Annotated in this window: 22 protein-coding genes; 6 read left to right on the forward strand and 16 right to left on the reverse strand. The window is 64.8% G+C overall.

Going from position 1 to position 25,804, the window contains the following annotated elements; all coding sequences use genetic code 11:
- Window positions 1-15: 15 nt before the first annotated feature.
- Window positions 16-1,170 carry an iron-containing alcohol dehydrogenase gene (locus IVA79_RS32860; protein WP_247561039.1) on the reverse strand — a complete coding sequence of 385 codons (1,155 nt, stop codon included), beginning with the start codon at window positions 1,168-1,170 and terminating at the stop codon, window positions 16-18.
- Window positions 1,171-1,454: 284 nt separating this feature from the next.
- Here IVA79_RS32860 and IVA79_RS32865 point away from each other — a divergent pair, with 284 nt between their 5' ends.
- The 3 genes from IVA79_RS32865 (at window position 1,455) to IVA79_RS32875 (ending at window position 7,214) form a co-directional block, all read left to right on the forward strand.
- Window positions 1,455-2,660 carry an efflux RND transporter periplasmic adaptor subunit gene (locus tag IVA79_RS32865; protein ID WP_247561041.1) on the forward strand — a complete coding sequence of 402 codons (1,206 nt, stop codon included), beginning with the start codon at window positions 1,455-1,457 and terminating at the stop codon, window positions 2,658-2,660.
- Complete coding sequence (locus tag IVA79_RS32870) at window positions 2,657-5,824, forward strand: multidrug efflux RND transporter permease subunit (RefSeq protein ID WP_247561043.1); 3,168 nt, start codon at window positions 2,657-2,659, stop codon at window positions 5,822-5,824. Before IVA79_RS32865 ends, IVA79_RS32870 begins: the two co-directional genes overlap by 4 nt.
- Before the next feature lie 196 nt (window positions 5,825-6,020).
- Window positions 6,021-7,214, forward strand: coding sequence for an ABC transporter substrate-binding protein (locus IVA79_RS32875; protein ID WP_247561045.1), 1,194 nt, complete (start codon window positions 6,021-6,023; stop codon window positions 7,212-7,214).
- Between the two features lie 78 nt (window positions 7,215-7,292).
- Here the strand turns inward: IVA79_RS32875 and IVA79_RS32880 are convergent, their stop codons facing one another.
- The 4 genes from IVA79_RS32880 to IVA79_RS32895 all read right to left on the reverse strand — a co-directional run bounded on the left by IVA79_RS32880 (window position 7,293) and on the right by IVA79_RS32895 (window position 11,959).
- Window positions 7,293-7,682, reverse strand: coding sequence for an MAPEG family protein (locus IVA79_RS32880; protein WP_247561047.1), 390 nt, complete (start codon window positions 7,680-7,682; stop codon window positions 7,293-7,295).
- A 92-nt stretch (window positions 7,683-7,774) separates the two neighbouring features.
- Window positions 7,775-8,857: a lipocalin-like domain-containing protein gene (locus tag IVA79_RS32885; protein WP_247561049.1), complete on the reverse strand. Its 1,083-nt coding sequence runs from the start codon at window positions 8,855-8,857 to the stop codon at window positions 7,775-7,777.
- Window positions 8,847-11,309: an ABC transporter permease gene (locus IVA79_RS32890; protein WP_247561051.1), complete on the reverse strand. Its 2,463-nt coding sequence runs from the start codon at window positions 11,307-11,309 to the stop codon at window positions 8,847-8,849. Before IVA79_RS32890 ends, IVA79_RS32885 begins: the two co-directional genes overlap by 11 nt.
- Window positions 11,306-11,959, reverse strand: a complete 654-nt coding sequence (locus tag IVA79_RS32895; RefSeq protein ID WP_247561054.1) for an ABC transporter ATP-binding protein — start codon at window positions 11,957-11,959, stop codon at window positions 11,306-11,308. The genes IVA79_RS32890 and IVA79_RS32895 overlap by 4 nt, the downstream gene beginning before the upstream one ends.
- 153 nt (window positions 11,960-12,112) lie before the next feature.
- Between IVA79_RS32895 and IVA79_RS32900 the strand changes: the two genes are divergently transcribed.
- Window positions 12,113-13,450 carry an MFS transporter gene (locus IVA79_RS32900; RefSeq protein ID WP_247561057.1) on the forward strand — a complete coding sequence of 446 codons (1,338 nt, stop codon included), beginning with the start codon at window positions 12,113-12,115 and terminating at the stop codon, window positions 13,448-13,450.
- 70 nt (window positions 13,451-13,520) lie between these two features.
- Here IVA79_RS32900 and IVA79_RS32905 read toward each other — a convergent pair whose 3' ends face one another.
- The 10 genes from IVA79_RS32905 to soxX all read right to left on the reverse strand — a co-directional run bounded on the left by IVA79_RS32905 (window position 13,521) and on the right by soxX (window position 21,023).
- Window positions 13,521-14,726 (reverse strand): MFS transporter, encoded by a 1,206-nt coding sequence (locus tag IVA79_RS32905; protein ID WP_247561058.1) that lies wholly within the window; start codon window positions 14,724-14,726, stop codon window positions 13,521-13,523.
- A 150-nt stretch (window positions 14,727-14,876) separates the two neighbouring features.
- Window positions 14,877-15,044 carry a hypothetical protein gene (locus IVA79_RS32910; RefSeq protein WP_247561060.1) on the reverse strand — a complete coding sequence of 56 codons (168 nt, stop codon included), beginning with the start codon at window positions 15,042-15,044 and terminating at the stop codon, window positions 14,877-14,879.
- 86 nt (window positions 15,045-15,130) lie between these two features.
- Window positions 15,131-16,168 (reverse strand): MBL fold metallo-hydrolase, encoded by a 1,038-nt coding sequence (locus IVA79_RS32915; RefSeq protein ID WP_247561063.1) that lies wholly within the window; start codon window positions 16,166-16,168, stop codon window positions 15,131-15,133.
- A 229-nt stretch (window positions 16,169-16,397) separates the two neighbouring features.
- Entirely contained in the window at window positions 16,398-16,856 is a 459-nt protein-coding gene (locus IVA79_RS32920; RefSeq protein WP_247561066.1) for a hypothetical protein, read from the reverse strand.
- Complete coding sequence (gene soxB, locus IVA79_RS32925) at window positions 16,853-18,604, reverse strand: thiosulfohydrolase SoxB (RefSeq protein ID WP_247561068.1); 1,752 nt, start codon at window positions 18,602-18,604, stop codon at window positions 16,853-16,855. Before soxB ends, IVA79_RS32920 begins: the two co-directional genes overlap by 4 nt.
- Before the next feature lie 54 nt (window positions 18,605-18,658).
- The gene (locus tag IVA79_RS32930; protein WP_247561071.1) at window positions 18,659-18,964 is read right to left on the reverse strand and encodes a hypothetical protein; all 306 of its coding nucleotides are present in this window, start codon (window positions 18,962-18,964) and stop codon (window positions 18,659-18,661) included.
- On the reverse strand, window positions 18,961-19,824 hold the full coding sequence (gene soxA, locus IVA79_RS32935; protein ID WP_247561073.1) for a sulfur oxidation c-type cytochrome SoxA: 864 nt from the start codon (window positions 19,822-19,824) through the stop codon (window positions 18,961-18,963). The genes IVA79_RS32930 and soxA overlap by 4 nt, the downstream gene beginning before the upstream one ends.
- Window positions 19,824-20,135 (reverse strand): thiosulfate oxidation carrier complex protein SoxZ, encoded by a 312-nt coding sequence (gene soxZ, locus IVA79_RS32940; protein ID WP_247561075.1) that lies wholly within the window; start codon window positions 20,133-20,135, stop codon window positions 19,824-19,826. Before soxZ ends, soxA begins: the two co-directional genes overlap by 1 nt.
- Window positions 20,136-20,152: 17 nt before the next feature.
- Complete coding sequence (soxY, locus tag IVA79_RS32945; RefSeq protein ID WP_247561077.1) at window positions 20,153-20,644, reverse strand: thiosulfate oxidation carrier protein SoxY; 492 nt, start codon at window positions 20,642-20,644, stop codon at window positions 20,153-20,155.
- Between the two features lie 25 nt (window positions 20,645-20,669).
- Entirely contained in the window at window positions 20,670-21,023 is a 354-nt protein-coding gene (gene soxX, locus IVA79_RS32950) for a sulfur oxidation c-type cytochrome SoxX (protein ID WP_247561079.1), read from the reverse strand.
- A 262-nt stretch (window positions 21,024-21,285) separates the two neighbouring features.
- On the opposite strand from soxX, the gene IVA79_RS32955 reads away from it, so the two are divergent.
- Entirely contained in the window at window positions 21,286-21,960 is a 675-nt protein-coding gene (locus tag IVA79_RS32955; RefSeq protein WP_247561081.1) for a DUF938 domain-containing protein, read from the forward strand.
- A gap of 149 nt (window positions 21,961-22,109) precedes the next feature.
- On the opposite strand, the gene IVA79_RS32960 is transcribed toward IVA79_RS32955, so the two are convergent.
- On the reverse strand, window positions 22,110-24,182 hold the full coding sequence (locus IVA79_RS32960; protein ID WP_247561084.1) for a prolyl oligopeptidase family serine peptidase: 2,073 nt from the start codon (window positions 24,180-24,182) through the stop codon (window positions 22,110-22,112).
- Between the two features lie 209 nt (window positions 24,183-24,391).
- Here IVA79_RS32960 and IVA79_RS32965 point away from each other — a divergent pair, with 209 nt between their 5' ends.
- On the forward strand, window positions 24,392-25,639 hold the full coding sequence (locus IVA79_RS32965) for an MFS transporter (protein ID WP_247561086.1): 1,248 nt from the start codon (window positions 24,392-24,394) through the stop codon (window positions 25,637-25,639).
- Window positions 25,640-25,804: the final 165 nt, after the last annotated feature.

Consider the following 25,804-nt stretch of genomic DNA (forward strand, 5'->3'; position numbering starts at 1 on the left):
TCCTCCGGCTTTGGATCAAGCGGCGAGAAGCAGGATTTCGCGCACGTCTGCGGGGCCATCGATCTTGCGCGGGTTGCGCGGAATCCAGTTCGTGCGCATCGCCTGTTCGGCGATGGCGTCGAAATGCTCGGGCAACACATGCACTTCGGTGAGGCTGCGCGGCATGCCGAGCGAGCGGATGAAGGCATCGAGCACGTCGGCGGCGTTGTGGCCGGGGAAGCCCATCGCGGCCGCGACGATCATTTGCCGCTCGGCATTGTCGCGCGCATTCCAGCGCATCACCGCCGGCAGCATGACGCAGGAGGTGTATCCGTGCGGCACGTCGAAGGCCCCGCCCAGCACATAGCCGATGCCATGGCTCGCGCCCATCGGCACGCCGGCCGCGAGGGCGCCCATCGACAGCCAGGTGCCGATCTGCGCATCCATCCGCGCGTCGAGATCGGACGGATCGGCCTTCACCCGCGGCAGCGCGTCGGCAAGCATGGCGAGGCCCTTCACCGCTTGCGCGTCCGCGTAGGGATGCGTCTCACGCGAGCAGATCGCCTCGACGCAATGGTCGACGGCGCGGACCCCGGTCGACAGGAACAGCCATTCCGGCGTGTGCACGGTGATGCCAGGGTCGAGGATGGTCGCTCGCGGCACGAGAAGCGGATGCCGCAGCATCTGCTTCACATGCGTTGTGCGGTCGGTGACACCGGCAATCGCGCTGAACTCGCCGCCGGCGATCGTGGTCGGAACGCTGATCTGCCGCACCGTCGGCGCAGTCATCTGGGGTGCGACGCCTTTGTGGACGCGGATGCGCTCGATGCCGTCGATATCGGTGATGCCGTTGGCGAGGCAGAGCTGCACCGCCTTGGCGCCGTCGGTGATCGAGCCGCCGCCCACGGTGACGATCAGGTCGGCATTCACCTCGCGCGCCGCATGGGTGGCGGCGATCACCGCCTCGCGCGGCGTATGCGCCGGCATGGCGTCGAACATGCCGGCGCAGCGGGAGCCCAACGCATGCTTGATCTGCTCGATTTCGTCGGTCTGCCGGTTAAGCGTGCCCGAAACCATCAGGAAGGCACGATTTGCTCCCAGCCGGTCCATCTGCGCGACGATTGCGCCGGCCGCAGGATGGCCGAACACGACCTCCTCGATCGCGCCGAAAACGACACGTCCCTGGTGCACGTCTGTCCTCCCGGACAATTCGTCTTGTTCTTGTGGGCGTAATCTAGCCGTGTGGACGCCCCTCGTCATGTGTGAAGACGCTGGCGTTTTGCCTCCTCCCTCGCCCCGCTTGCCAGGAGGAGGCGAAGACCGTCTTTCCTGTCAACCCGCCATCCGGTCAGGCCATGCCTGGAAGCATTGCGCGCACCGCGGCCTTGAAGAGTTCATCTTTGCCACCCATCTTGTGGCGCCCGCAGGTAGAGGCGTACCCTGCTTCTTCTGCGGTTTTTGTGCGAGGACCTGGGATGAGCGGACCGGACGGAAGCGAGCAGTTTGTCAAAAAGCACGATTTCGTTCTGGCCCGAGTAGGCGCAATCGTCGCGCTTGTCGGCGCGACATTCGCGCTCACCGGTTGTGGCCAGCCGGCCTCGCAGGCATCTGCCCCGCCGCCCGCACCGGTGACAGTGGCTCAGCCGGTCAAGCGCACCGTCACCGATTGGGACGAGTTCACCGGCCGCTTCGAGGCGGTCGAGGAGGTGCAGGTACGCCCGCGCGTCGGCGGCTTCGTCAACTCGGTCGAATTCCAGGACGGCGCCATCGTGCGTCAGGGTGACCTGCTTTACGTGATCGACCCGCGCCCGTTCGAGGCGGTGGCCACGCAGGCGGAGGGCCAGCTGTCGGATGCCCGCGCCAGGGTGGAGCTTGCCAAGCGCGAGCTCGATCGTGCCCTCAGCCTGGTGCAGACCAGCGCGGTCTCCGAGCAGGTCGTCGATCAGCGCCGTCAGGCCTTGCAGGCCGCGCACGCCGCCGAGGTGCAGGCCGAAGGCGCGCTCAAGGCCGCCAAGCTCAACATTGAATTCACGCATGTGTCGGCGCCGTTGACGGGCCGCGTCAGCCGCCATCTCGTCAGCCCCGGTAATCTCGTGCAGGGCAGCGACAACGGCGCCTCGACCCTCTTGACCTCGATCGTGACCCTCGACCCGATCTACGTCTATTTCGACATGGATGAAGCGACCTTCATCAAATACAGCAAGCTGTGGTTCGAAGGCCGCCGCCCGAGCTCGCGCGATACGGCGAACCCGGTGCAGGTGACGCTCGCCGGCGAGACCAAGCCGTCGCATGAAGGCACCATCAACTTCCTCGACAACCGCCTCGACGTCTCCACCGGCACGCTGCGCAGCCGCGCCGTGGTCAAGAACACCGATCTGTCGATCCTGCCCGGCCAGTTCGGTCGCGTCCGCCTGATCGGCAGCGCGCCTTACGAAGCGCTGCTAATTCCCGACGTCGCGATCGCGACCGACCAGTCCCGCAAGATCGTGTTCGTCGTCAAGCCCGACGACACGGTCGAGGCGCGTCCCGTCGTGCTCGGGCCGCTGGACGACGGCCTGCGCGTGATCCGCGAAGGATTGAAGGCGGAGGACCGCGTCATCGTCAATGGCATCCAGCGTGCCCGGGTCGGCGCCAAGGTCGCCCCGCAGACGGCGCCAGCCCCGGCCGGTGGCAAGTCATGAATCTCGGTCGTCTCTCCATCAACCAGCCCATCCTGGCGATGGTGCTGTCGATCGTGCTCTTGATCGTCGGCGCGATCGCCTACACCACGCTCCCGGTCTCCGAATATCCGCAAGTGGTGCCGCCGACCGTGGTCGTCACCACGCAATATCCCGGCGCCTCCGCACAGACCGTGTCCGACACCGTCGCCGCACCGATCGAGCAGGAGATCAACGGCGTCGAGGACATGCTGTATCTCTACAGCCAGGCGACCTCGAACGGCCAGCTCACCATCACCGTCACCTTCAAGCTCGGCACCGATCTCGACAAGGCCCAGGTACTTGTGCAGAACCGCGTCGCGATCGCGCAGCCGCGCCTGCCCGAGGAAGTCCAGCGCAACGGCGTCACCACGCGCAAGAACTCGCCCGACATCCTGATGGTCGTGTTCATGCTGTCGCCCGACGACACCTTCGACCAGCTCTACATCTCGAACTACGCACTGCTCCAGGTCCGCGACCAGCTGCTGCGCCTCGACGGCGTCGGCGACATCCAGATCTTTGGCGCGCGCGATTACTCGATGCGGCTGTGGCTCGATCCTGACCGCATCGCCAATCTCGGCCTGACCTCGGGCGAGGTGCTGGCGGCCATCCGCGCCCAGAACGTGCAGATCGCCGGTGGCCAGATCGCAGAGCCGCCGATCGCGGACCGCGCTTTCCAGCCGAACCTCACCTTCACGGGCCGCCTGAAGGATCAGAAGCAGTTCGAGGACATCCTGATCAAGGCCGGCTCCGACGGCCGCGTGGTGCGGTTACGCGACGTTGCCCGCATCGAGCTCGGGGCACTGGCGTATTCCACCAACAGCTTCCTGCTGCGCAAATCGGCGGTTGCCATGCTGGTAACGCAGCGGCCCGGATCGAACGCGCTCGCGACGGCAAAGAACATCTCCGACACCATGACGAAGCTCAAGGAGAGCTTCCCGAAGGGCCTCGACTATAATATCGGCTACAACCCGACCGAGTTCATCGCGCAGTCCGTTCACGAACTGATCAAGACCATCTACGAGGCCATGCTGCTCGTGGTCGTCGTGGTGCTGGTGTTCCTGCAGGGATGGCGGCCTGCGATCATTCCGATCATCGCGATACCGGTCTCGCTGGTCGGCACCTTCGCGGTGATGGCCGCGCTGGGCTTCTCCATCAACAATCTCACGCTGTTCGGCCTCGTCCTTGCCGTCGGCATCGTGGTCGACGACGCCATCGTGGTGGTCGAGAATGTCGAACGGCATTTGGAGCACGGCATGAGCCGGCGCGACGCCGCGCTCAGGACCATGGAGGAGGTCGGCGGCGCGCTGGTCTCGATCGCGCTGGTGCTGTGCGCGGTGTTCGTTCCGACGGCGTTTTTGGGCGGCATTTCCGGGCAGTTCTTCCAGCAATTCGCGGTCACCATTGCAGTTGCGACCGCCATCTCCTGCTTCTGCTCGCTGACCCTTTCGCCGGCGCTGGCTTCGCAGATCCTCACACCGCATGAAGCGAAGCGGCCGCCGGCAGGCTGGAATGTCATCGCGCGGGCGTGGGGTGCCTTCACCGGGGTCTTCAACCGCGTGTTCGACCGGCTGGCGCACGGCTATGCGGGCCTTGCCGATTTCGTGATCCGGCATTCGGTGGTGATGCTCCTGATCTACGTCGTGCTGATCGGTAGCGCCGGCTGGCTGATCGTGACCACGCCGCAAGGCTTCATCCCGGCGCAGGATCGCGGCTACGTCATCGTCTCCGTGCAATTGCCCGGTGCGGCCTCGCTGGCGCGCACCACCGAAGTCGTGCGCGAGATCGAGCGGATCGCGCTGGATACGCCGGGTATCGTCCGCGTCGCCGCCTTTGCCGGCTTCTCCGGCGCCACGCGAACGCAGGCCGGCAATGCCGCGGCGCTGTTTCCGGTGTTCGACGAACCCGAGGCCCGGATAAAGAAGGGATTGTCCGCGAACGCCATCACGGTCGAGCTGCGCAAGCGCCTGTCCGCGATCCAGGGCGCCTTCATCATCGTGATTCCGCCGCCGGCCGTGCCCGGCATCGGCACCGGCGGCGGCTTCACCATCCGCATCCAGGACCGCCAGGGCCGCGGGCCTGAGCTGCTCGCTGCCGCCACCGACGAGCTTGTCGCCGCGGCGCGCAAATCGCCTTCGCTGCTCGGTCCCTCGGTGTTCTCGCCGTTTGCGGCCAACACGCCGCAGCTCTTCGTCGATATCGACCGCACCAAGGCGCAGAAGCTCGGCGTTCCCATTGCGAATATCAACGACACGATCCAGAGCTATTTCGGATCGACCTATGTCAACGACTTCAACCTGTTCGGCCGCACCTATCACGTCACCGCACAGGCCGACTTCCCGTTCCGGAAAGAACCCAGCGATCTCGCGCGCCTGCGCACGCGCAACGCCGCCGGCGACATGGTGATGCTCGGCAGCGTGGTCGAATTCAAGGACGTCTCGGGCCCCGACCGCGTCGCGCGCTACAATCTCTATGCCGCGTCCGAGCTCCAGGGCGAGCCGGCACCGGGCACCAGCTCGACCACCGCGCTCAACACCATCAAGAAGCTGGCAGATGACACCTTGCCGAGCGGCTTCACCTTCGAATGGACGGACCTGTCCTATCAGCAGATCACCGGCGGCAATGCCGGCCTCTACGTATTCCCGATCTGCGTGCTGTTCGTCTACCTCGTGCTCGCCGCACAATACGGCAGCTGGACCTTGCCGTTCGCGGTGATCCTGATCGTGCCGATGTGCCTGCTCGCTGCCACCATCGGTGTCCGCATCATGGGGCAGGACGTCAACATCCTTACCCAGATCGGCTTCGTCGTGCTGGTGGGATTGGCGGCAAAGAATGCGATCCTGATCGTCGAGTTCGCGCGCGACATCGAGCTCGAAGGCAAGTCGCGGCTGGAGGCCGTGATCGAAGCCTGCCGCCTGCGCCTGCGGCCGATCCTGATGACCTCCTTCGCCTTCATCCTCGGCGTGCTGCCGCTGGTGATCTCGACCGGCTCCGGCTCGGAGATGCGGCAGGCGGTCGGCGTCGCCGTGTTCTTCGGCATGATCGGCGTCACCCTGTTCGGCCTGTTGTTCACGCCGATCTTCTATGTGGTGGTGCGGAACCTGGCGGAGGGGCGGAACGAGGGGAAGAAGCCGGAGGTCGTGGCCTGATCGTCGCTACTTTGGCCGCCGCTGCATCCACATCCGCGCTGTCGTCCCGGATCTTCGCTTCGCTCGTCCGGGACGACAGCGGTTGTTTGGCGCACAGCTGCCCATACTAACGACCAACGTGAAATGGATGGGCACGCGCGGGGTTCCTCACTACTATCCGCGCGATTTCAAAACAGAAAACTGCTGGAGATAACATATGAAATCAGCACTTTTGGCCGCCGTCGCAACCTCTGCTCTGGTGCTGGCGGCGCCGGTGTCCGCGCAAGGCGTCAAGATCGGCATCCTCAACGACCAGTCCGGCGTCTATGCCGATTACGGCGGCAAATGGTCGGTCGAGGCGGCCAGGATGGCGATCGAGGATTTTGGCGGCGAGGTGCTGGGCCAGAAGATCGAGCTTGTCACCGCAGATCACCAGAACAAGCCCGACCTCGCGACTTCGATCGCGCGGCGCTGGTACGACGTCGAGAACGTCGACATGATCACGGAGCTGACGACCTCCTCGGTCGCGCTCGCGATCCACGAGCTCTCCAAGGAAAAGAAGAAGATCGACATCGTCGTCGGCGCCGCCACCTCGCGGCTGACAGGCGATGCCTGCCAGCCCTACGGCTTCCACTGGGCCTACGACACCCGCGCGCTCGGCGTCGGCACCGGCGGCGCACTGACGAAAGCCGGCGGCGACACCTGGTTCTTCCTCACCGCCGACTACGCCTTCGGCTACGCGCTGGAGAAGGACACCAGCGAGATCGTCACCGCCAATGGCGGCAAGGTGGTCGGCTCGGTGCGCGTGCCGCTCAACTCCTCGGACTTCTCCTCCTTCCTGCTGCAGGCGCAGAGCTCGAAAGCGAAGATCGTCGGCCTCGCCAATGCCGGCCTCGACACCACCAACTCGATCAAACAGGCGTCCGAGTTCGGCATCGTCGCCAGTGGCCAGAAGCTCGCCGGCCTCCTGATGACGCTTGCCGAAGTGAATGGCCTCGGCCTCCAGGCCGCGCAAGGCCTGGTGCTGACCGAGGGCTACTATTGGGATGTCAACGACAAGTCGCGCAATCTCGGCGAACGCTTCCTCAAGCGCACCGGCCGGATGCCGAACATGATCCAGGCCGGCACCTACTCGGCGACGCTGAGCTATCTCAAGGCGGTCAAGGCCGCCGGCACCAAGGATCCCGATGCCGTCGCCAAGAAGCTGAAGGAGCTGCCGGTCGACGACGACTTCGCCCAAGGCGGCAAGGTGCTCGAGAACGGCCGCATGATCCACGACATGTATCTGTTCGAGGTCAAGAAGCCCTCGGAATCGAAGAAGCCGTGGGATTATTACAAGCTGCTCGCCACCGTCCCCGGCGACAAGGCGTTCTTCACCGCCAAGGAAAGCGGCTGCCCGCTGACGAAGTGACGTCCGCGTGTCCCGGACGCGCCGCAGCGTGAATCGCTGCACCGCGCCCGGGAGACGAGCGCGCATGATGCAGTGCTTTCACTTCACCAGCCGCAGAACAACCGCTCCCAGTGCCCCCGCCCACAGCGCAAACGCCGCGAGAAACTGGATCGCAAAGCCCGTGCCGCGCTTGGCGGCAGCTTGCGAATAGCCCACGAAGTAGAGGATGCGGCCGATGATCCAGACCGCGCCAATTCCTGCTGCAATGGCATCGCTGATATAGATCGCGAACAGCCAGAGTGCCGGCAGAAAGATCGGCATCCATTCCAGCGTGTTCATCTGGATGCGGAAGGCGCGTTCGAAATCCGGATGGCCCGACATCGCAGGCACCTTGACGCCGGTCTTTGTGCGCGAGCGCGAGACGTTGATGGCGGAGAAGAAATAAAATGCAATCGCCAGCAGCGTGACGAGGGCGGTGAGGTGATACATCGGTAGTTTCCCCAAAGCGTTGTCGAGCGGAGTGGATCCCGGTTCGCGTCAAGAGAACGCGTCAAGACGAGAATCCAAGAGAGGTCGCGGCTTCAATAGCCGGTCAGCTCGAGATAGCCAACGCCGTCATGCGTGCCGGCAAAGCTGATCGGCCCCTCCCAATAGGAGAAGCCGGTCCCCATCCAGGCCCCGGGATTGAGCGGCTTGCAGAGAATCGAGAACGAGCGCGAGGGGATCGCGATCTGCCATTCCACCGGCAGCTTGCGTCCCGCAACCTCCGTCGTCGCTTTCGGGATCATCTGGATCTCGCCACCCGCAATCATCTGCGTCTCGCCGGCGGCGCTGATCCAGTTGCCGAACGGATAGTCCCTGCCGTCCTTCTGCCGCAGCCGGTACAGCATCAGCTTGTCGCCCGACGACAGGTGCAGCGACAGCCAATCCCAGCCGGTCTGGTCGGCATCGAGCGGCTGGCTGCTCCATTCCCGGTCCATCCAGGCCTGGCCCGAAACATCGACCGGCTTGCCATCGATGATGAGGGTGCCGCGGGCGCGGTAGAACGGCTGGCTGTAATAATAGGACGCCTGGCCGCGCTCCGACTTGCGGCTGTAGCCGCTATCGCCCTGCAACACGATCGGATGATCGGCCTCCAGCGTCAGTGCGTAGCTGAAATCGGTGCCGGACGCCTTCAGCGTCAGCGGCGCCAAACTGCGATCGTCGCTGCGCTCGAGAGCCTTCATCTCCCAGTCGTCGATCCACGCCGCAAACGGTGTTGCGGTGACGCCGGCCTGCCCGATGCCACCGCGTGAAAAGACTTCGTTGAAGCGGTGGGTATCCGCGCGCGTCACCGCGGCATGCGCCATCCACACCTGCTGGTTGGCCCAACCTTCGCCCTGTGGGCCCGGCTGCGCCGCCTGCCGGAACAGCGTCCATTGCAGGCCGCAGGCCGCACCGCTGCGGTCGACGAGATTCGCCGTGAGATACCACCACTCGATACGAAAGTCCGGATGCGGCCCGTGATCGGCCGGAAAGGCGAACAGCTTTCCCGGTGTGACCTTCGCAAAGCCATCCGCTTTCTCACCGAGCCCGGCATAGCCTTGCGCACCGGCGCGGCGTGCGAGCGCCAGCGCAGCGATGCCGCCGGCGAAGGCACGGCGAGATATCAGCTCAGCGCTCATTGGCAAACACCTTGACGAGATCTGCCGGCTGCATCCGCGCCAGCCGTGCCACCGGCAACAGAGCCGCAAGCAGCGACGCAAGCAGCGCCACCGCGACCAGCTCGACCAATTGCAGCGGGAATACGTGGAACGGCAGCCGCCAGCCGAACGCTTTCACATTGACGATCGCGATCAGGCACCACGCCACCACAAGGCCGAGCGGCACGGCGAGCAGCGACGTCAGCAGTGCGACCGACAGCGTCTTGGTCAATTCGATCGCAGCGAGGCGCGGCCGCGTGATGCCGATCGCCCATAACGGTGCGAGCTGCGGCAGGCGTGAATTCGCCAGCGTCAGCAGGCTCGTGAACAGCGCGATTCCGGCGACGCCGAGCGTGAACGCATTCAGGGCCGAGGTCACCGCGAAGGTGCGGTTGAAGATGCGGATCGATTCCGCCTTCACGGTCGCCTGGTCGGCGACACTGCGGTCGCCGAGCGCAAACTGCTTTTGCAGGGCCGCGATCAGGCCGGAGATATTCTCCCTGGCGACGATCAGGCCGATCCGTGTCTGCGGCGTCTGCGGAAATTGCCGCATCAGCGCCGCGACATTGACGGCGAGCTGCCCCTTGGGATTGCCGTAGTCGGCATAGACGCCGACGATGTCGAGCTCCCAAATCCCGCTGGGCGCCGGCACCTCGACGACGTCGCCGATGCGGATGTTGAGGCGGCGGCTCAATTGCTCGCTGATGAAGGCGGCATTGCCAGGCACGAGCCGGGTCCAGGCGCGCGGCGCGGCGTCGAGCAGCGGCCAGCGTTCGCGATAGAGCGCATGGTCAGGCAGGCCGAGCACTTCCACCGGCTGTCCCTGAACCTGCGCATCGGCGCGGCCACCCGACAGGATCGCCTGCACGTCGCTGCGCTCCTTCAGCCAATTCCGGATCGCGAGGGCTTGCGCATTGTCTGATGCGCTGATGTAGACGTCGGCTGCGAGCCGCCCGTTCAGCCAGCCGATGAAGGTGCGGCTGAACGTCTCCACCATGGTGGACACGCCGACATTGACGGCGAGTGCCAGCAGCAGCGCCATCAGCGCCAGCGACAAGCCGGAGAGCTGCTGCCGGCTGTCCGCCCAGAACCACAGTGCGAGCGGTCTTCGCGTAGCGCGCTGGCCTGCGAGCAGCAGCAGTTCGAGCAACGCCGGCAGCATCAACGCCGCGCCGAGCATCAGCGCCGCCAGCAGGCCAAAGCCCGCGATCAGCGATTCGCCATAGCGAAGCAACAGCAGTGCGATCGCGAACACGGCGCAGGCGGCCAGGCCCTGCAGCATCAGCCAGCGGCGCTGCCGCTGCTGCCAGGCGCGCGGCTGCGCCGTTGCCAGCACCGGCATCCTGATCGCCTTGATCAGGCTGGTCGCCGCCGCAACAAGCGCGCCCGCAATGCTGATGCCGATGCCGGCGAGCCACCATTCAGGCCGTAAAGAGAGCTGCCCCGGAATCTGTGCGCCATAGAGCCCGCGCAGCGAGGCCGCGACGTCGGGCAGCAGCGCGGCGGCGATGAAATAGCCGCAAGCGAGCCCGATCAGCCCGGCGACGAGGGCCAGGACCACGAGCTCGATCACCAGCACCGTATTGACCAGCCGGGCCGAGGCGCCGCAGGCGCGCAGCGTCCGCAGCATGGGCAGCCGCTGCTCGAAAGCGAGGCCGACGGCCGAATTGACGATGAACAGACCGACGAAGAACGACAGCAGGCCAAACGCGGTGAGGTTGAGATGGAAGCTGTCGGTGAGGCGCTCCAGCTCGGTCTCCGCGGTCGGCTCGATCAGCTGCAACTGATCGCCGACGACGCTTGCCAGCGGCGCAGGCTTGCTCCTGGGCTTGCCGAGCAGAAGCCGCGACACCTGATCCGGCTTGTTCAGCAGACGCTGCGCCACGCCGATGTCGACCACCAGCACGTCGGGCACGAGCTGGGGCAGCACCCGCAGCGGCGGCAATGTTGCGCCGTCGCTGGTCGGAGGCGCCGCGCCCTCCTGCTCCTGCAGGTCGCTCAGCGTCTCCCGTGCCACCAATGTCTGGCCCGGCGATGCAACAAAACTGCTCAAATCTGCAGCCCCGAGACGAGGTGCGTTGCCGACGTCGATCGGCAGCGTCACCGGTTCGATCCCGAGCAGGCGTACCGAACGTCCATTGATCTGGACCCGGCCCTCCAGCGCCGGCGACACCGGCCAGCCGGCGCGGCGGAGTTTTACGAAAAGATCCTGTGAGAAGGTTGCTGCATGGGGCGCAACCAGCATCGCCGTGCGGGCGCCGCCGAACGTCGCCGCGGCGCGGTCATAGGCGTTGCGGGCCTGCTGGTTGATGGCCTGCACGCCGCTCCACAGCGCGGTCGCCGCGATCAGCCCGACCAGAAGCGTCGCGAATTGCATCTTGTGACGCCGCCAATGGCTGAGCAGCACGGCAAGGACCCACAGCGCGCGTCTCATGCGATCCGCCCCGCATGCAGGGTGACGTGGCGGTCGAGCGTCGCGGCCAGATGCATGCTGTGCGTCACCATCAGGAAACCGCAGCCGGTGCGCGCGACGAGATCGCGCGTCAGCGCCAGCACGTCCTCGGCGGTGGCCTCGTCCAGATTGCCGGTCGGCTCGTCGGCCAGCAGAAGCGACGGCTTCGTCGCCAGCGCCCGGCCGATCGCGACCCGTTGCTGCTGTCCGCCCGATAATTGCTCTGGATAACGTTTGAGCAGGCTGCCGAGCCCGAGCCGCTCGATCAGCTCTTTTGTCCAGGCCGCATCGTAACGGTCGGCGATCCGTGCCTGAAAGGTCAGATTATCCCCGACCGATAGACTCGGGATCAGGTTGAATTGCTGAAAAACCAAGCCGACCCGGTCGCGCCGCACGCCGGCGCGCCCCGCGTCGGACAGTTTGGTGATCTCGATATCCGCCAACCGGATCGTGCCGCTATCGGCGGCATCGAGCCCTGCGATCAGATGCAGCAGCGTGCTCTTGCCGCTGCCGGATTCGCCGGTCAGCGCGATGCGTTCGCCGTCCCCGAGGTCGAGATCGACGCCGCGCAGCACATGGACCGGTTCGCCGGCCGAGGAGAAGGTCTTGGAAAGATTTCGGATGCTCAGCACGATCAATGGCGCCGGACGGAATTAACGGAATTGCTGCGTAGCACACTTGCCGGGGAAATGCTGGTTGCGTTGGTCCCGAAGCCGTTGTTAGCTTCCAGGACGGCCAAATCAGAAAAGTGTCAAAAGACCGAAAGACAACGACGGGGGAGATTCATGAGCGCTCAGGGAACGCCAGAGGTGGCGGGCAAGTCGGCGACGGTGTCAAACGCGACGCCAAAGGGCGCCTGGACCATCACCTTTCTTCTCTTCCTCTTCATGCTCGTGAACTTCGCCGACAAGATCGTCGTGGGTCTCGCCGGCGTGCCGATCATGACCGATCTGAAGCTCACCCCGGAGCAGTTCGGTCTGCTCGGTTCCTCGTTCTTCTTCCTGTTCTCGATCGCGGCCATCGTGGTCGGCTTCATCGTCAACAAGGTGCCGACGCGCTGGGTGCTGCTGGCGCTTGCGGTGGTCTGGGCGCTGGCGCAGTTTCCGATGGTCGGCACCGTCTCCTTCACGACGCTCTTGATCTGTCGCATCGTGCTGGGTGCCGGCGAAGGCCCGGCCTTCTCGGTCGCCGCGCACGCCATCTACAAATGGTTCCCCGACGAGAAGCGCACGTTGCCGACCGCGATCCTGTCGCAGGGCTCGGCCTTCGGTGTGATCCTCGCCGTGCCGGCGCTGAACTGGATCATCGTCAACCATTCCTGGCACTATGCCTTCGGCGCGCTCGGTGTCGTCGGCCTGATCTGGGTTTGTGCCTGGCTCGCGCTCGGCAAGGAAGGGCCGCTGGAGGACACGCAGGTCCTGGCCGCGACCGAGCAGAAGATCCCTTACTTGCAGCTGCTCACCTCGCGCACCTTCATCGGCTGCGTCGCGGCGACCTTCGGCGCCTATTGGGCGCTGTCGCTTGGTTTGACCTGGTTCACGCCCTTCATCGTCAAGGGGCTCGGATTCTCGCAGAGCCAGGCCGGCTTCATCTCGATCCTGCCCTGGGTGTTCGGCGCCACCATTGTCATTCTCACGGGCTGGATCTCGCAGGTGATGATGGCGCGCGGCTACAACACCCGTGCGGCTCGCGGTGTTCTCGGCTCGGTGCCGCTGGTGATCGGCGGGCTGATCCTGGCGACGATGCCGCATGCCCAGGGCGCCGGCCTGCAGATCGCGCTGCTCGTGGTCGGCTCGGGCCTGTGCGGGGCGATCTACGTCGTCTGTCCGCCCATGCTCGGCGAGTTCACGCCGACCTCGCAGCGCGGCGCCATCCTCGCGATCTATGGTGCGCTCTACACGCTGGCCGGCATCATCGCGCCGGCCGTGATGGGGGCGATGATCCAGCGTGCCGGCAGCACGGTCGATGGCTACATGACGGGCTTCACCATTAATGCCGCGATCATGGTCGGCTCCGGCTTGCTCGGCCTGCTGCTGCTGTGGCCGAACACGGAAAAGGCCAGGCTGACGCGTGGTGCCGCCGCGCAGCCTTCATCACTAAAGGGTGCGGTCTCGCCGACGTAAGAGGGCTTCTGGCTAGTCCTAACGACGACTGTCGTCCCGGACAGGGGAGCGCAGATCCGGAGCTTGATTCTCAGGCCTTGGCCGGCTTCCGTTCCGTGAACGGCGACAGCACCACGGTGGCAACCATGAAGATCACGGACGCGCCGAACACCCAGTGCGAGGCGTTTTGGTCCATGATCCAGCCGAACAGCAGCGGCGAGACGATGCCGCCGAGATTGAAGCCGGTTGAGACGATGCCGAAGGCGCGGCCGGCTGCGCCCGCGGGCGCGGCGTTACGCACCAACATGTCGCGCGAAGGTGCAATTACGCCGGAGAGGAAGCCTGCGAGCGTCATCGCGGCAGTCAAGATCCAGCCGGGCAGGACCACGAGCGCGATCAGCAGCACGATCGCCGCGTTCGCGGCAAAGCAGGCGGCGGCGACATAGCCATGGCGTTCGGTGTGATCGGCGAGGAAACCGCCTGCCAGCACGCCGGCGGCGCTGGCGCCGAGGAATGCCGTCAGCATGACGTTGGCGGCCGAGTAAGACGTCCCGTAGCCGCTGATCAGCGCGACGACGCCGAAATTGTTGATGCCGGCGACCGACAGGCTGAGCAGCATGAACAGCGCCGTCAGCACGATCAGCGCCGGCGTAATGATGGCCTGCTTCGGCGCGTTCGCGCTGCCCGGCTTCTTCTTGTGGGCACCGGCGTCGGGAATGTTCATGACGAGCAGCAGCAGCGCCACCAGAATGCCGATCGCGCCCGATGCGATCAGCGCTCCGGCGCCACCGGACAAGGTGACGAGCGCAGCCACGATCGCCGGCGCCACCGCTCCGCCGAGAAAACCGGCAAAGGTATGGATCGAGAAGGCGCGGCCCATCCGCGCCTCGTCCATGTGCTCGGCCAGGATCGCATAGTCGGCGGGATGATAGACGCTGTTGGCGAGGCCCAGCAGCACGGCGCAGGCGATCAGCGAGGCGTAGCTGAGGTGCAGGCCAAGCAGGATCAGCGCGAAGCCGCCGAGCGTGAGCCCGGCCAGCAGAATTTTGCGCGCACCAAAATGGTCGACGAGATAGCCGGTCGGAGCCTGGGTCAATCCGGACACCACCGCGAACACGGTGAGCGCGAAGCCGAGCTCGATATAGCCGACGCCGAGTTGGCTCTTGAGGAACGGGAACAGCATCGGCAGCACAAGCAGATGGAAATGGCTGACCCAATGCGCGATCGAGATTCCCGTCAGCGTGCGCAGCGCGCTGTCCGCCTTGCCTTGCTGCGGTGCGGCGAGAACGTCGACCATGGCAGTTCCGTTTCACTCCCTGAAGCCGCGGAAACTATCGGGGAGAGCGGTTATTTGTCCATGAACGCAGCCGCATGGCAGGTAGTGCGGGAGCAGACGCTGCAAAGGGGGGAGGGAACGCACCGTTCGTGAGGTGCGAGCTTCACACCCTCACAACGGTTCGTCGTCCGGACCGTGGCGGTCGCGTTTGGGTGTTGCGATGTCGCCGTCTTCGTAATCGTCGTCGTCGCGCGGCGGAGGCGGCTTCTTCGCCTTGTCGTCCGTCGTCCGATTCTCGACGATTTTGGGCGGCGCGTTCGGCTTGCCTATCTTGGCCATGGCTGTTCCGGGATGGTGATGCTCATCCGTCCTAGCCGGAATATATGGGCGGTTCCTGATGTTTCTCAAGCAGGCCGGCGAGGCCGTCAATGTACCACCGGCCCGCCAGCCTTCTTCCAGGCATCCAGGCCGCCGGCGATGTGCGCCGTGTTGGAGAGGCCGGCCGCCTTGGCGGCGGCCACCGCCATCGCCGAGCGCTCGCCGAAGGCGCAGAAAAACACGACACGACGGCCGGTGGCGGCCGCGACCTCGCGCAGCATGCCGCCGGGCTTGAGGCTTTCCTCCACGGATTGGTAGGGCGTATGCAGCGCGCCTTCGAGCATGCCGTGCTTGAAGCGCTCGTTGCTCTCGCGCAGATCGACCAGCAGGATGTCGGGCCGGCCGAGGCTGCGGATTGCCTCGACAGCGCTGAGCGCGCGGCCTTCTTTCTCGAGCTCCTCCTGATGCAGGCCGACATGCATGTTGGCGGGCACCGCCACATCCATCATCTTCGGATTGGGCAGCTTCAGGTTCGCCATCAGCTCGATATATTCGTCGACCGAGCGGACCTGGAGCCGCGGATTGTAGCGCCTCTCCTCGCCGATGGTGGAGACGGTGTCGCCCTTGTAGTCGTGCGCGGGGAATACCATCGTCTCGTCCGGCAGCTTCAAAAGCCGGTTGAAGATCGAATCATACTGGGCGCGCGACGAACCGTTCTGGAAATCGGTGCGGCCCGTGCCGCGGATCAGCAGCGTGTCGCCGGTGAAGACGCGATCGCCCATCAGATAGGAATAGGAATCGTCGGTGTGGCCGGGCGTGTACATCACGTCGAGCGACAAGCCCTCGATCGTCACCTTGTCGCCGTCGGCGACCCGCATCGCCACGACGTCGGCCTTGGTCTGGTCGCCCATCACGGTCATGCAGTGGGTGCGGTCGCGCAGCTCACCGAGGCCGGTGACATGGTCGGCATGCAGATGGGTGTCGACCGCCTTGACCAGCTTGAGGTCGAGCTCGCGCAGCAATTGGCAGTAGCGGTCGACCTTCTCCAGCACGGGATCGAGAATCAGCGCCTCACCGCCAGGCCGGCTGGCAAGGACGTAGCTGTAGGTGCCTGAAACGCTGTCGAAGAGCTGGCGGAAGATCATGGCAGGAGGTCCGGCGGTGGAACTGACTTCGAGGATTCTACTACGCCGGGGGCCATGAGGAGAAGTAATTCACTGGGCAGATGACAAATTTTGGAAGATTTTTGTCGCAAGCCTCGCCGTCATTCCGGGGCGATGCGCAGCATCGAACCCGGAATCGCGAGATTCTCAGGTGCGCAATTGCGCACCAGGGTTCGGCTCTGCGAGCCGCCCCGGAATGACTGTGCAGCCCCTACGGCCGCACCACCGTGTACCCGTTCTCGCTGAGGAGCAGGATCTGCCCGACGCCGACCTGCACCGGTGTTGCGGCCTGGATGAACTCCGGCCGCTTGCCCGTCTCGCGCTCGATCGTGTCCACCGTGTTGAGGCAGATGTCGAAACGCACGCCCTGTGCGATCAGGCTCTCGACCTGCTTGCGACGCTCGCTGCCTGACAGCAGCAAGTCGATGCCGGGACCGAACACCACCACCTCGATCGCGATCTTGTCGGGATCGTAGGCCTTCAGCAGATTGTTGGCGACGCTCAGCACCAGCGCCTGCTTCCTGGCATCGCCGTCGGAGAGTTGAAGCACGATCTTGTGCTCGGCGAATGGCTTGTCCTGAAGCGGCACCTGTTGCGCCGAGGCCGGCAAGATCGCGGCGAAGGCAAGCAGCGCCAGCATCATTCCGGATAAGATCTGCGCTCGCCTCATCCCTGTCCCGCAATGCCTGGATTGCCGTCGACGCCCTTCAGCGTGACACCGGAGCCGAGCCGTTCCTGAAACATCCGGCCCGAGCGCAGATATTTGCCGACGACGTCCCACACCGGCGCGCCTTGCTGGCCGTTGATTGAAGCCCAGCCTGCGACCTTGTAGCGGTGGCTGGCGCTGAGCGCCTTGCCATTATGGAGCTTCAGCTCGGAGATGCGGCTGCCGATCGCACCCGTCGGCGTGCAGGTGTAGCTGAGCCCGCCGGCGCGCACCATGTCGCCGCCCTGCTGGTAATAGGGATCGGCGTTGAAGAGGTTGTCGCAGATGTCTTCCAGCACGTCCTTGATCTGGGCTCCCGTCATCTCCTGCACATAGGTCTCGGGATAGGTGATCGCGGTCTGCGCGAGCAGGTCTTCCATGGTCAGCCCCTGGCCGGACAGCGCGGTGACGCCCCAGCGGAATCCCGGTGACAGCGCGATCTCGGTGTCGAGCTCGGTGCGGAGCGCGGTGCAGATCAGCTCGTCGACCGGTCCGGAGAAATTGCCGCGCCGATACAGCAGGCGGTCGGGCGTCGCGATCTTCGCCGACCAGTCGGTCACATGCGGCGCGCGCAGCCGGCCGATCAGCTCGGCCATTCCAGGGTCGGGCTTCAGCAGCTCGGAATAAACAGGCAGCAGATGATAATGAACGTCGCTGACCTTGCCCTTGTCGATCGCGAGATCGAGCACGGCCAGGAATTTTCCGTTGGAGCCGGCATTGGTGACGAGCGTGGTGCCGCCGGCGTTCTTCACGGCAATCGGTTGCGGCACGGCGTCGTGGGTATGACCGCCGAGAATGACGTCGATGCCGGTGACGCGGCTTGCGAGCTTGAGGTCGACATCCATGCCGTTGTGCGACAGCAGGATGACCGCATCGGCCTTGTCGGTGCCGCGCAAGGCATCGACATGCTTCTGCAATTCCTCCTCGCGGATGCCGAAGGTCCAATTCGGCGTGAACCGCTTGGGATGCGCGATCGGCACGTAAGGGAAGGCCTGGCCGATGATCGCGACCCGATGGCCGCCGATCTCCTTGATCATCGATGGCTTGAACACGCGCCCCGTGGCCTTGTCGAATGCGGGGGCATCGTTGAAAGCGGCTTCCTCGGTCAGGAAAACGTTCTGCGCCAGGAACTCGCCCTTGAATCGCTGGAGATTGTCGCGCAGCACCTGCTCGCCATAGGTGAATTCCCAATGTCCGGTCATCGCTTCGATGCCGAGCAGATTGGCGACCTCGACCATGTCGCCGCCCTGCATGACGTTGGCAAGCCCGGTGCCCTGCCAGAGATCGCCGCCGTCGAGGAGCAGCGAACGTTTCTCGCCGACGTCGGCACGCAAGCGGTCGACCAGCGTCTTCAGGTGGGCAAAGCCGCCGAGCTTGCCGAAGCGGCCTGCGGACTTCTCGAACTCGATGCAGGTGAAGGCATAGGCATCGGCGCTGTCGGAACGGATGCCGAAATGCTCGAGGAAGGCGCGGCCGACCAGATGCGGCGGCCGTCCGGCCATCTCGCCGATGCCGATATTGACGCTGGGCTCGCGAAAATAAACCGGATTGAGCTGCGCATGCGTGTCGGTGATGTGCAGGATTCGCGCGTTGCCGAACCGCTCGAGGTCGTAAATGCTCGCCGTGTCAGTGCCCCGTGCAAGCCGCGGCAGGCTGAGCGATGCGGCGCCAAGGCCCGCATATTTCAGAAAATCGCGGCGGCGGATCGCCATTCAAGAATTCTCCGCGCCTCTCGTGATCGCTGGACTGTTCCACGCGGGAGCAGTCTAGCGGATTTCCATCGCCTTCCAGGCTTCTTTTTCAGACGTCGCCTGGAAGATCGACGCTTTCGCCAGCGCCTCGGCCTCCTTGGCTGCGGCGGTGGCGCGGTCGAAATCGCCGCCATCGGCCGCCTTCTTCGCTGCCGCCAGCGTCGAAACCGTGGTAGTCCATTGGTGACGCAGGCTGGCTGCCTCCTTGGCTGCGGCTTCCGCGGCAGCATAGGCTGCCTTGTAGTCCGCTTCGGTGGCCGCGCGCGCCTGGGCTACGAGGCCGAGTGCAAGCAGCATGGCGAAGGCAAGTGTCCGCTTCATGGCCGCGCTCCCGGGCCCGATATCGGCAGGCCGTTGGCGACGTAGGACAGGAAATATTCGACGTCGCGATATTCGTCCGCCTGCGGCTCCAGCGGAACCGCGCGGGTCTGGCTGTTGCAGGTGACGAAGCGGCGGCTGGTCGTGCCCATGCCGCTCCATTCGGAGCGGTAGATCGGCATCGCGTTGACGATACCGAGCGCCGGCGCCAGGGTTTCGGCGCGGATGCGCTCGCCCGGGCTCTGTACATGACAGCCCGCGCAGGAAAAATTCATCTGGCCGCGCCGCGTATAGAAATAGCGCTTGCCGTTTTCGAACGCCGCGAGTGCACGCGGATCATCGGGAATCTTGATGTCCATCGGCTTGCCGCGCGAGGTGAAGGCCATGTAGGCGGTGAGCGAGGCCATCTCGTCCTTGACGTAGGAATAGGGCGCCTCGCCATTGGCCTCGCGGCAGCGGTTGAGCGCGAGCTCCAGCGTGACGACCTTGCCTTCCTTCGTGTCGAAATAGGGATAGTTCTGGCGGATGCCGATGCCGCCGTTCGGGAAGCAGTCGGCATAGGTCTTGCCGTTCTTGAACGGGGTCGAGAACATCTCCTTGCCGGCATCGAGCGCAAACTCGTAAGGCGGGAATTCTTCCTTCTCCTGCCACTGCCGCTTCATGTCCTCGTTCATCGAATAGGGACCGTTGACGAAGTCCTCGTGCTTCACGTTCGGAAACTTCTGGAAGAAGAAGTTCTGGAATGCCTTGGCATCAGTGACAGGATCGATCTTGTCGGCTGCGACGACATGCGGAGAGGTGAGGGCGAATGCAACGAGTGCGGCGCTCACCGAGCCGAGCAGGAGGGAGAGACGGGTCTTCATCACGCGATCTTCGCGGTGGTGGTGTCCGAACCACCCTTGTTGTCGGTCCAGGAGATCTTGAGCTCGTCGCCCTTCTTGGCCCCCTTGAAGCTGAACTTGACGTAGGGGTCCTTGGAGACCGCAGTGCCCCAATTGGCGACGAAGACGTCCTTGCCGTTACATTCGAACTTCAGTTCCTGGATGTAGTGCGCCGGGATCAGCTCGCCGTTGGGATTCTTGACCAGGCCGGTGTCCATGGGGTGCTGGATCAGCGCCTGCACTTCGGTGATGTCGCCGTTGGCGTTGGCGCGGACGCGAATGCTGGATGCCATCTGTTTCTCCCTCGCCGTTAGCCGCCGCAGCCGCCGACGGTGACCTTCACGTCCTTGGTCGCGCTGTAGAGCTTGCCGTCGGCCTCGACGATAGCGACCAGCTTGGTGCTCTTGGCCATCTTCAGCCGGTTGGCGACAGCAGGAATCGTGCCTTCGGCGAACTTATAGGACGCTGCGAGCGCATACGGGTTCTCCGCCACGAAGAACGAGATCGAGCTCACCTTGTCGAGCGTCGTCGTCACCGAGACCGGCACCACGCCGCCGTTTTCGGCAATCTCCGGCGCATCAAGCTTGACCTTGTCGGAGGGCTCGGCGTTCCTGCCATAGAGCGCCTTGATCGCATCGGCCTCGCTCTTCTGCTTGAAGGCCTCTTCCGGATATTTGTCGTTGGCCGCCGCGCGCGCGGGGCTGGCCGCGAACGGCAGATTGCCAAGGCCGATCAGCGCGACGGAGACCGCGCCCTGAAGGATCAGGCGCCGCGTCGGGTGAGGGCCGGTGGTCGTGGTCATCTCTGGTCTCCTGGGCAGCCGGCCGTTACAGGGTTTGCAGGAAATCAACGATTGCGCTGATCTCCTGTTCGGTCAAAATCCGGTTCCGGCCGAACGGCGGCATCATGGTCTGCGGATTGCGCTTGGTCTCGTCGAAGATGATCGCGGTGAGCTCGTTGCGATCGGGATACTTGGCCTTGAGGTCCTTCAGTTCCGGCCCGATCGTTCCTGGCAGGTCGCCGCCTTTGATGACGTGGCAGGTCAGGCAATTGCCCTTGCCGCGGTCGAAAGCGAGCTTTTGGCCGTCGGCGACGGCAGATTGCGCCCGCGCCGGGCTGGCGAGGCTGGCGACGATGGCCAGCAGGAGGAACAGGACGGATATCCGGGACAAGGCGGTCAAGGCGTCATTCCGAGGCGTTGTGGCGATGGTCGCAATCGCGGAAATAGGAGCGTTCCAAAGCACAAAGGGCATCGCCTGACAATCAGGACTATGTACGCGGCAAAATGGAGTTAATATCTTCCGCATTGCAACTCATGTGATTATGAGTTCGGCTGATTTGGCCCAAAGTGTAAGGGCCATTGGCGCCGGCCGGCTGTTTCCAGGGCGGTTGGGCGCTCATCCTGTTTTCATCGTGTTCTCGTTTTTTCAAGGGGACCTCACTTTGGCTGAATATGTCGTCGAATTTGGCAGGGACGGCGGACGGGTCGAGCCGGATGGGCGGCTCGATGCACCGGCCTTCCATCGCAATCACGCGCCGATCTGGGCGGCGCTGGAAAAGCACCTCACGGAGCTAACCGGCAACGTGGTCGAGCTCGGCAGCGGAACCGGCCAGCACGTGGTCCATTTCGCCCGCCACACACCCGGCCTGATCTGGTGGCCGAGCGACCTCAATCAACGTCACCTCAGGAGCATCGAGGCCTGGCGTGTGCATGCGGGCCTGCCAAACATCCGCTCCCCCCTACGGATCGACCTCACCGATCCCGACTGGTGTCCGGAGATGAAAAGCGGGCAGGGGCCGACGAGTCTTGCAGCCGTGTTCTGCGCCAATGTCATTCACATCGCGCCCTGGGCCGTGGCCGAAGGCCTGTTCACCGGCGCCGGCCGCTATTTGCGGGCCGACGGCAAGCTGTTCCTCTACGGCCCCTTCAAGCGCGACGGCAAGCACACCGCACTCAGCAATGCGGTGTTCGACACCTCCTTGCGTGAAGGCAATCCCGACTGGGGCGTGCGCGACATCGGCGACGTCGAGGCGCTGGCGAAAGGCGCAGGCCTCCGGTTGGTCGATACGATCGACATGCCCGCGAACAATCTGACACTGGTGTTTGCGCGCGGCTGAATCGATGCCTGCTTGAGCCCGGAAGCACGCCACGGAGGCAGTGCGCTTCTTCCCCCTTGCGGGTGTGTCTGAACACGGGTGTAAGGGGGAGGGAATGAGAGAGTGCTACCTCCCTCACGTCGCGATGCGGTGAAAGCGCGAAGCGACAGCTACTGTCCCTCCCCATCCCTCCACCCGATCTTCTCCTTCAAGAACCGGAAGCCGAGCACCTCGAAGCCGGCGCGCTCTTTGTTGTCCTTGCCGTAGCCGTGACCGCCGGCTGTCGGCTCGTAGAACCAGGCTTCATAGCCCATCGCCTGCAGCTTGGCCGCCAGCTTGCGCGCGTGGCCGGGATGGACGCGGTCGTCGCGGCGCGTCGTCGCGATCAGGATCGGCGGGTAGGGCTGGCTAGCCTTCACATTGTGATAGGCCGAGTAGGTCTTCAGCCATTCCCATTCATCGGGCTTGTCGGGGTCGCCATATTCGGCAATCCAGCTCGCGCCCGCCAGCAGCTTGGTGTAGCGGCGCATGTCGATCAGTGGGATGGTGCAGAACAGCGCGCCGAAGCGCTCGGGGTAGCGCACCAGCATGTTGGTGATAAGGATGCCGCCGTTCGATCCGCCCTGGGCCGCGATGCGCTTTGGCTGTGTCACGCCGCGCCGGACGAGATCGGCCGCAACCGCGGCGAAATCGTCATGCGAGAGCTTCTTGCCGGCGAGCCGGCCGGCATCGTGCCAGCGCGTGCCGAACTCGCCGCCGCCGCGCAAATTCGCCTGCACAATGGTGCCGCCGCGCTCCAGCCAGAGCTTGCCCAGCGAGGAATTGTAGTACGGCTTCACCGCAAGAGCGAAGCCGCCATAGGCGCTCATATAGACCGGCGCATCGCCGGTCTCGCCGGCCGGGCCGGTCTGGACATAGGGAATGCGCTCGCCATCGACCGAAACCGCTTCGTGCTGTGTCACTTTGAGGCCGTCGGCGGTGAACGTCTTCGGCGCCTGCTTCAGCACGACGGGGCTTGCGACACCGCGTTCGAGCAGCAGCAGCGACGGTGGCGTGAGCGGGTCCTGCACATTGGCGAGCAAATCGCCATTGCTCTCGCTGGGATGGCGATCGAGCGACCAGACGTCGACGACGCCGATCTCAGGCAGGCCGGCAAGCGTTGCGCGGCTCCAGCCCGCGGCCGATGGCGTGCAGATCTCGAATCGCGGCCTGAGCTCGTCGAGGATCGAGAGCACCAGCTTGCCCGCCGCCCAGAACAGACCTTGCAGCGCGCGCCGCGGCGCCGGCTCGAACAGGACGGTGAAATCGCGGCTGCCGCCAAGGAACGCCGAGAGCGAGATGCCGAGCACGGTGTCGGTGGCGTAGGTCCGTCCCTCGACCGTCCAGTCCTTGCGCAGCTTGATCGCGAACCAGTCGCCATGGGCCTGCATCCAGACATCGGTCGGCAGATCGAGCTTCGTCGTGCGACCGGCCGCGTCGCGCAGCCAGATGGCGGCATTGAAGAAGTCGATCTGGTCGACGATCCAGACCCGCGGCGTCGCACCGGTGTCGTCTGTGCTGCCATAGATCACCATGTGATCGGCCGTGGTCTCGCTGATCACCTGCGCCTGGTCGACAGGCTGACCGCGTCGCCACAGGCGAACCGTTCGTGCATAGCCCGAGCTCGTCGCCATGCCCTCGCCATGGGCGCTCGACAGCAGCAGCGTGTCCGCATCGATCCAGTCGACGCTGCCCTTGGCTTCCGGCAGCGTAAAGCCGTCGGCAACAAAACTCTTCGTGGCGAGGTCGAATTCCCGCAATGTCACGGCGTCGCTGCCGCCGCGCGACAGGCTCAGAATCGCGCGCATGCTTCCGGGCATCGTGGCAATGCCGCTGAGCAGCCAATCCTCGCCTTCGCTCGCTGCGAGCTTGTCGACATCCAGCATGGTCTCCCACGCAGGGCTCACTTTGCGAAACTCCGTCAGCGTCGTCCGCCGCCACAGGCCGCGCGGGTTGGCGGCATCCTTCCAGAGGTTATGCAGATCGGTGCCGCGCCGGCTGACATAGGGGATGTTGTCCGGGCGATCGTAGATCGCAGCTAGGATGTCGCGGTCGTGCTCGAAGGCTTTCCCGCCGAACGCTTGGAGCGTGATTTGATTCTGCCGCTCGACGAAATCGAGCGCTTGCGTGCCCTCGATCTCCTCCAGCCACAGAAAGGGATCGTCGTCGGGAGCGCTGAGCGTGGGCCTGTCGTCGACGGTCATGAACGAAACTCCCAAAAATCGTGCCGGATAGGATTTGATCGAGCGCAAGCCGTCAAGAGCGCGGCCGGCTATCATCCGCCCGATTGCGTCGGAGGCATGGCCTGCGCCCGTTTGCGCCGGTTGCCCGCCCACCTGCGTCCCTCCATAGTGCCCGGGAATCAACAAGGCCCTTGTGAGCCCCTTGAAAGCCCCTTGGGGCGGAAAAGCCGATGCTTGACGTGACTTCAGCCCATGAGATCGCCGACGACGCACGCGCGCGTGCCAATGTGGTGCGCCTTGCCGCCGCGCAGGCGCTGACCGGCGCCAACTCGGCGGTGATCTTCGCCACCGGCGCGATCGTCGGGGCCACGCTTGCGCCCGACATATCGTTCGCGACCGTGCCGATCTCGATGTATGTGGTCGGGCTTGCTGCCGGCACGCTGCCGACCGGCGCGATCTCGCGCCGCTTCGGCCGCCGTGTGGCCTTCGTCATCGGCACCGGCCTCGGCACGCTGACCGGCCTGCTCGGCTCGGTCGCGATCCTGCAAGGCTCATTCGCGCTGTTCTGCATCGCGACCTTCCTCGGCGGCCTCTATGGCTCTGTGGCGCAGTCCTATCGCTTCGCCGCCGCCGACGGCGCCAGCGCGGCCTACCGGCCCAAGGCGGTGTCCTGGGTGATGGCGGGCGGCGTGTTCGCCGGCGTGCTCGGTCCACAGCTCGTGCAATGGACCATGGATGTCTGGCAGCCCTATCTGTTCGCCTTCAGCTTCCTGGTCCAAGCCGCGGTTGCCCTGGTCGCCATGGGCATCGTTGCCGGCGTCGATATGCCCAAGCCCGCGCCGGCCGATCTGCATGGTGGCCGTCCCTTGCTCGAAATCGTGGCGCAGCCGCGCTTCATCGCCGCGGCGCTGTGCGGCGTCATCTCCTACCCCATGATGAATCTGGTGATGACCTCGGCGCCGCTCGCCATGAAGCTGTGCGGCCTGTCCGTGACCGATTCCAATTTCGGCATTCAATGGCACATCGTCGCCATGTACGGACCGAGCTTCTTCACGGGTGCGCTGATCGCCCGCTTCGGTGCGCCGAAGATCGTGGCCGCAGGCCTGCTGCTGGAAGCGGGCGCCGCCGGCATCGGCCTCTCCGGGCTCACCGCGATGCATTTCTGGGCGACGCTGGTCGTGCTCGGTGTGGGCTGGAATTTCTCCTTCATCGGCGCCTCCGCGCTGGTGCTGGAGACGCACCGGCCGCAGGAGCGTAACAAGGTTCAGGCCTTCAACGATTTCCTGGTGTTCGGCATGATGGCGATCGGCTCGTTCTCCTCGGGTCAGTTGCTCGCCAATTACGGCTGGTCGGCGGTGAACCTGGTGGTGTTCCCGCCGGTGGTGCTCGGCCTTGCCGTGCTCTCGCTCGTCTCCTGGGCCCGCCGCCGCAAGGCGCGGCTGGATGCGGCCATGGGCGAGTTCCCGGACGCGGTCTGACCGCATGCTCCCGAAAAGTGCGAAGCGGTTTTCGGGAAAGATCATGCGCATAAGTGGCAGGAGGCTGTCAGCAACGTTGATGCTTCGATCGCTGTCGAAGTGATTTTCGGGAGCGGTATCGTTACATGATGCTCGTCATGGACAGACGAGCGTGCGGCAAGGCGC

This window comes from Bradyrhizobium sp. 138 (genome assembly GCF_023074075.1).
In the GTDB taxonomy this organism is placed as follows: domain Bacteria; phylum Pseudomonadota; class Alphaproteobacteria; order Rhizobiales; family Xanthobacteraceae; genus Bradyrhizobium.

Bases quoted from the DNA above. Each gene is read 5' to 3' on its own strand.
- IVA79_RS32920 (WP_247561066.1), bottom strand. From the start codon at position 16,856: ATGAGGCGAGCGCAGATCTTATCCGGAATGATGCTGGCGCTGCTTGCC.
- IVA79_RS32885 (WP_247561049.1), bottom strand. From the start codon at position 8,857: ATGAGCGCTGAGCTGATATCTCGCCGTGCCTTCGCCGGCGGCATCGCT.
- IVA79_RS32870 (WP_247561043.1), top strand. From the start codon at position 2,657: ATGAATCTCGGTCGTCTCTCCATCAACCAGCCCATCCTGGCGATGGTG.
- IVA79_RS32900 (WP_247561057.1), top strand. From the start codon at position 12,113: ATGAGCGCTCAGGGAACGCCAGAGGTGGCGGGCAAGTCGGCGACGGTG.
- IVA79_RS32890 (WP_247561051.1), bottom strand. From the start codon at position 11,309: ATGAGACGCGCGCTGTGGGTCCTTGCCGTGCTGCTCAGCCATTGGCGG.
- IVA79_RS32960 (WP_247561084.1), bottom strand. From the start codon at position 24,182: ATGACCGTCGACGACAGGCCCACGCTCAGCGCTCCCGACGACGATCCC.
- soxY (WP_247561077.1), bottom strand. From the start codon at position 20,644: ATGACCACGACCACCGGCCCTCACCCGACGCGGCGCCTGATCCTTCAG.
- IVA79_RS32875 (WP_247561045.1), top strand. From the start codon at position 6,021: ATGAAATCAGCACTTTTGGCCGCCGTCGCAACCTCTGCTCTGGTGCTG.
- IVA79_RS32930 (WP_247561071.1), bottom strand. From the start codon at position 18,964: ATGAAGCGGACACTTGCCTTCGCCATGCTGCTTGCACTCGGCCTCGTA.
- IVA79_RS32915 (WP_247561063.1), bottom strand. From the start codon at position 16,168: ATGATCTTCCGCCAGCTCTTCGACAGCGTTTCAGGCACCTACAGCTAC.
- soxB (WP_247561068.1), bottom strand. From the start codon at position 18,604: ATGGCGATCCGCCGCCGCGATTTTCTGAAATATGCGGGCCTTGGCGCC.
- soxZ (WP_247561075.1), bottom strand. From the start codon at position 20,135: ATGGCATCCAGCATTCGCGTCCGCGCCAACGCCAACGGCGACATCACC.
- soxA (WP_247561073.1), bottom strand. From the start codon at position 19,824: ATGAAGACCCGTCTCTCCCTCCTGCTCGGCTCGGTGAGCGCCGCACTC.
- IVA79_RS32880 (WP_247561047.1), bottom strand. From the start codon at position 7,682: ATGTATCACCTCACCGCCCTCGTCACGCTGCTGGCGATTGCATTTTAT.
- IVA79_RS32910 (WP_247561060.1), bottom strand. From the start codon at position 15,044: ATGGCCAAGATAGGCAAGCCGAACGCGCCGCCCAAAATCGTCGAGAAT.
- IVA79_RS32965 (WP_247561086.1), top strand. From the start codon at position 24,392: ATGCTTGACGTGACTTCAGCCCATGAGATCGCCGACGACGCACGCGCG.
- IVA79_RS32905 (WP_247561058.1), bottom strand. From the start codon at position 14,726: ATGGTCGACGTTCTCGCCGCACCGCAGCAAGGCAAGGCGGACAGCGCG.
- IVA79_RS32865 (WP_247561041.1), top strand. From the start codon at position 1,455: ATGAGCGGACCGGACGGAAGCGAGCAGTTTGTCAAAAAGCACGATTTC.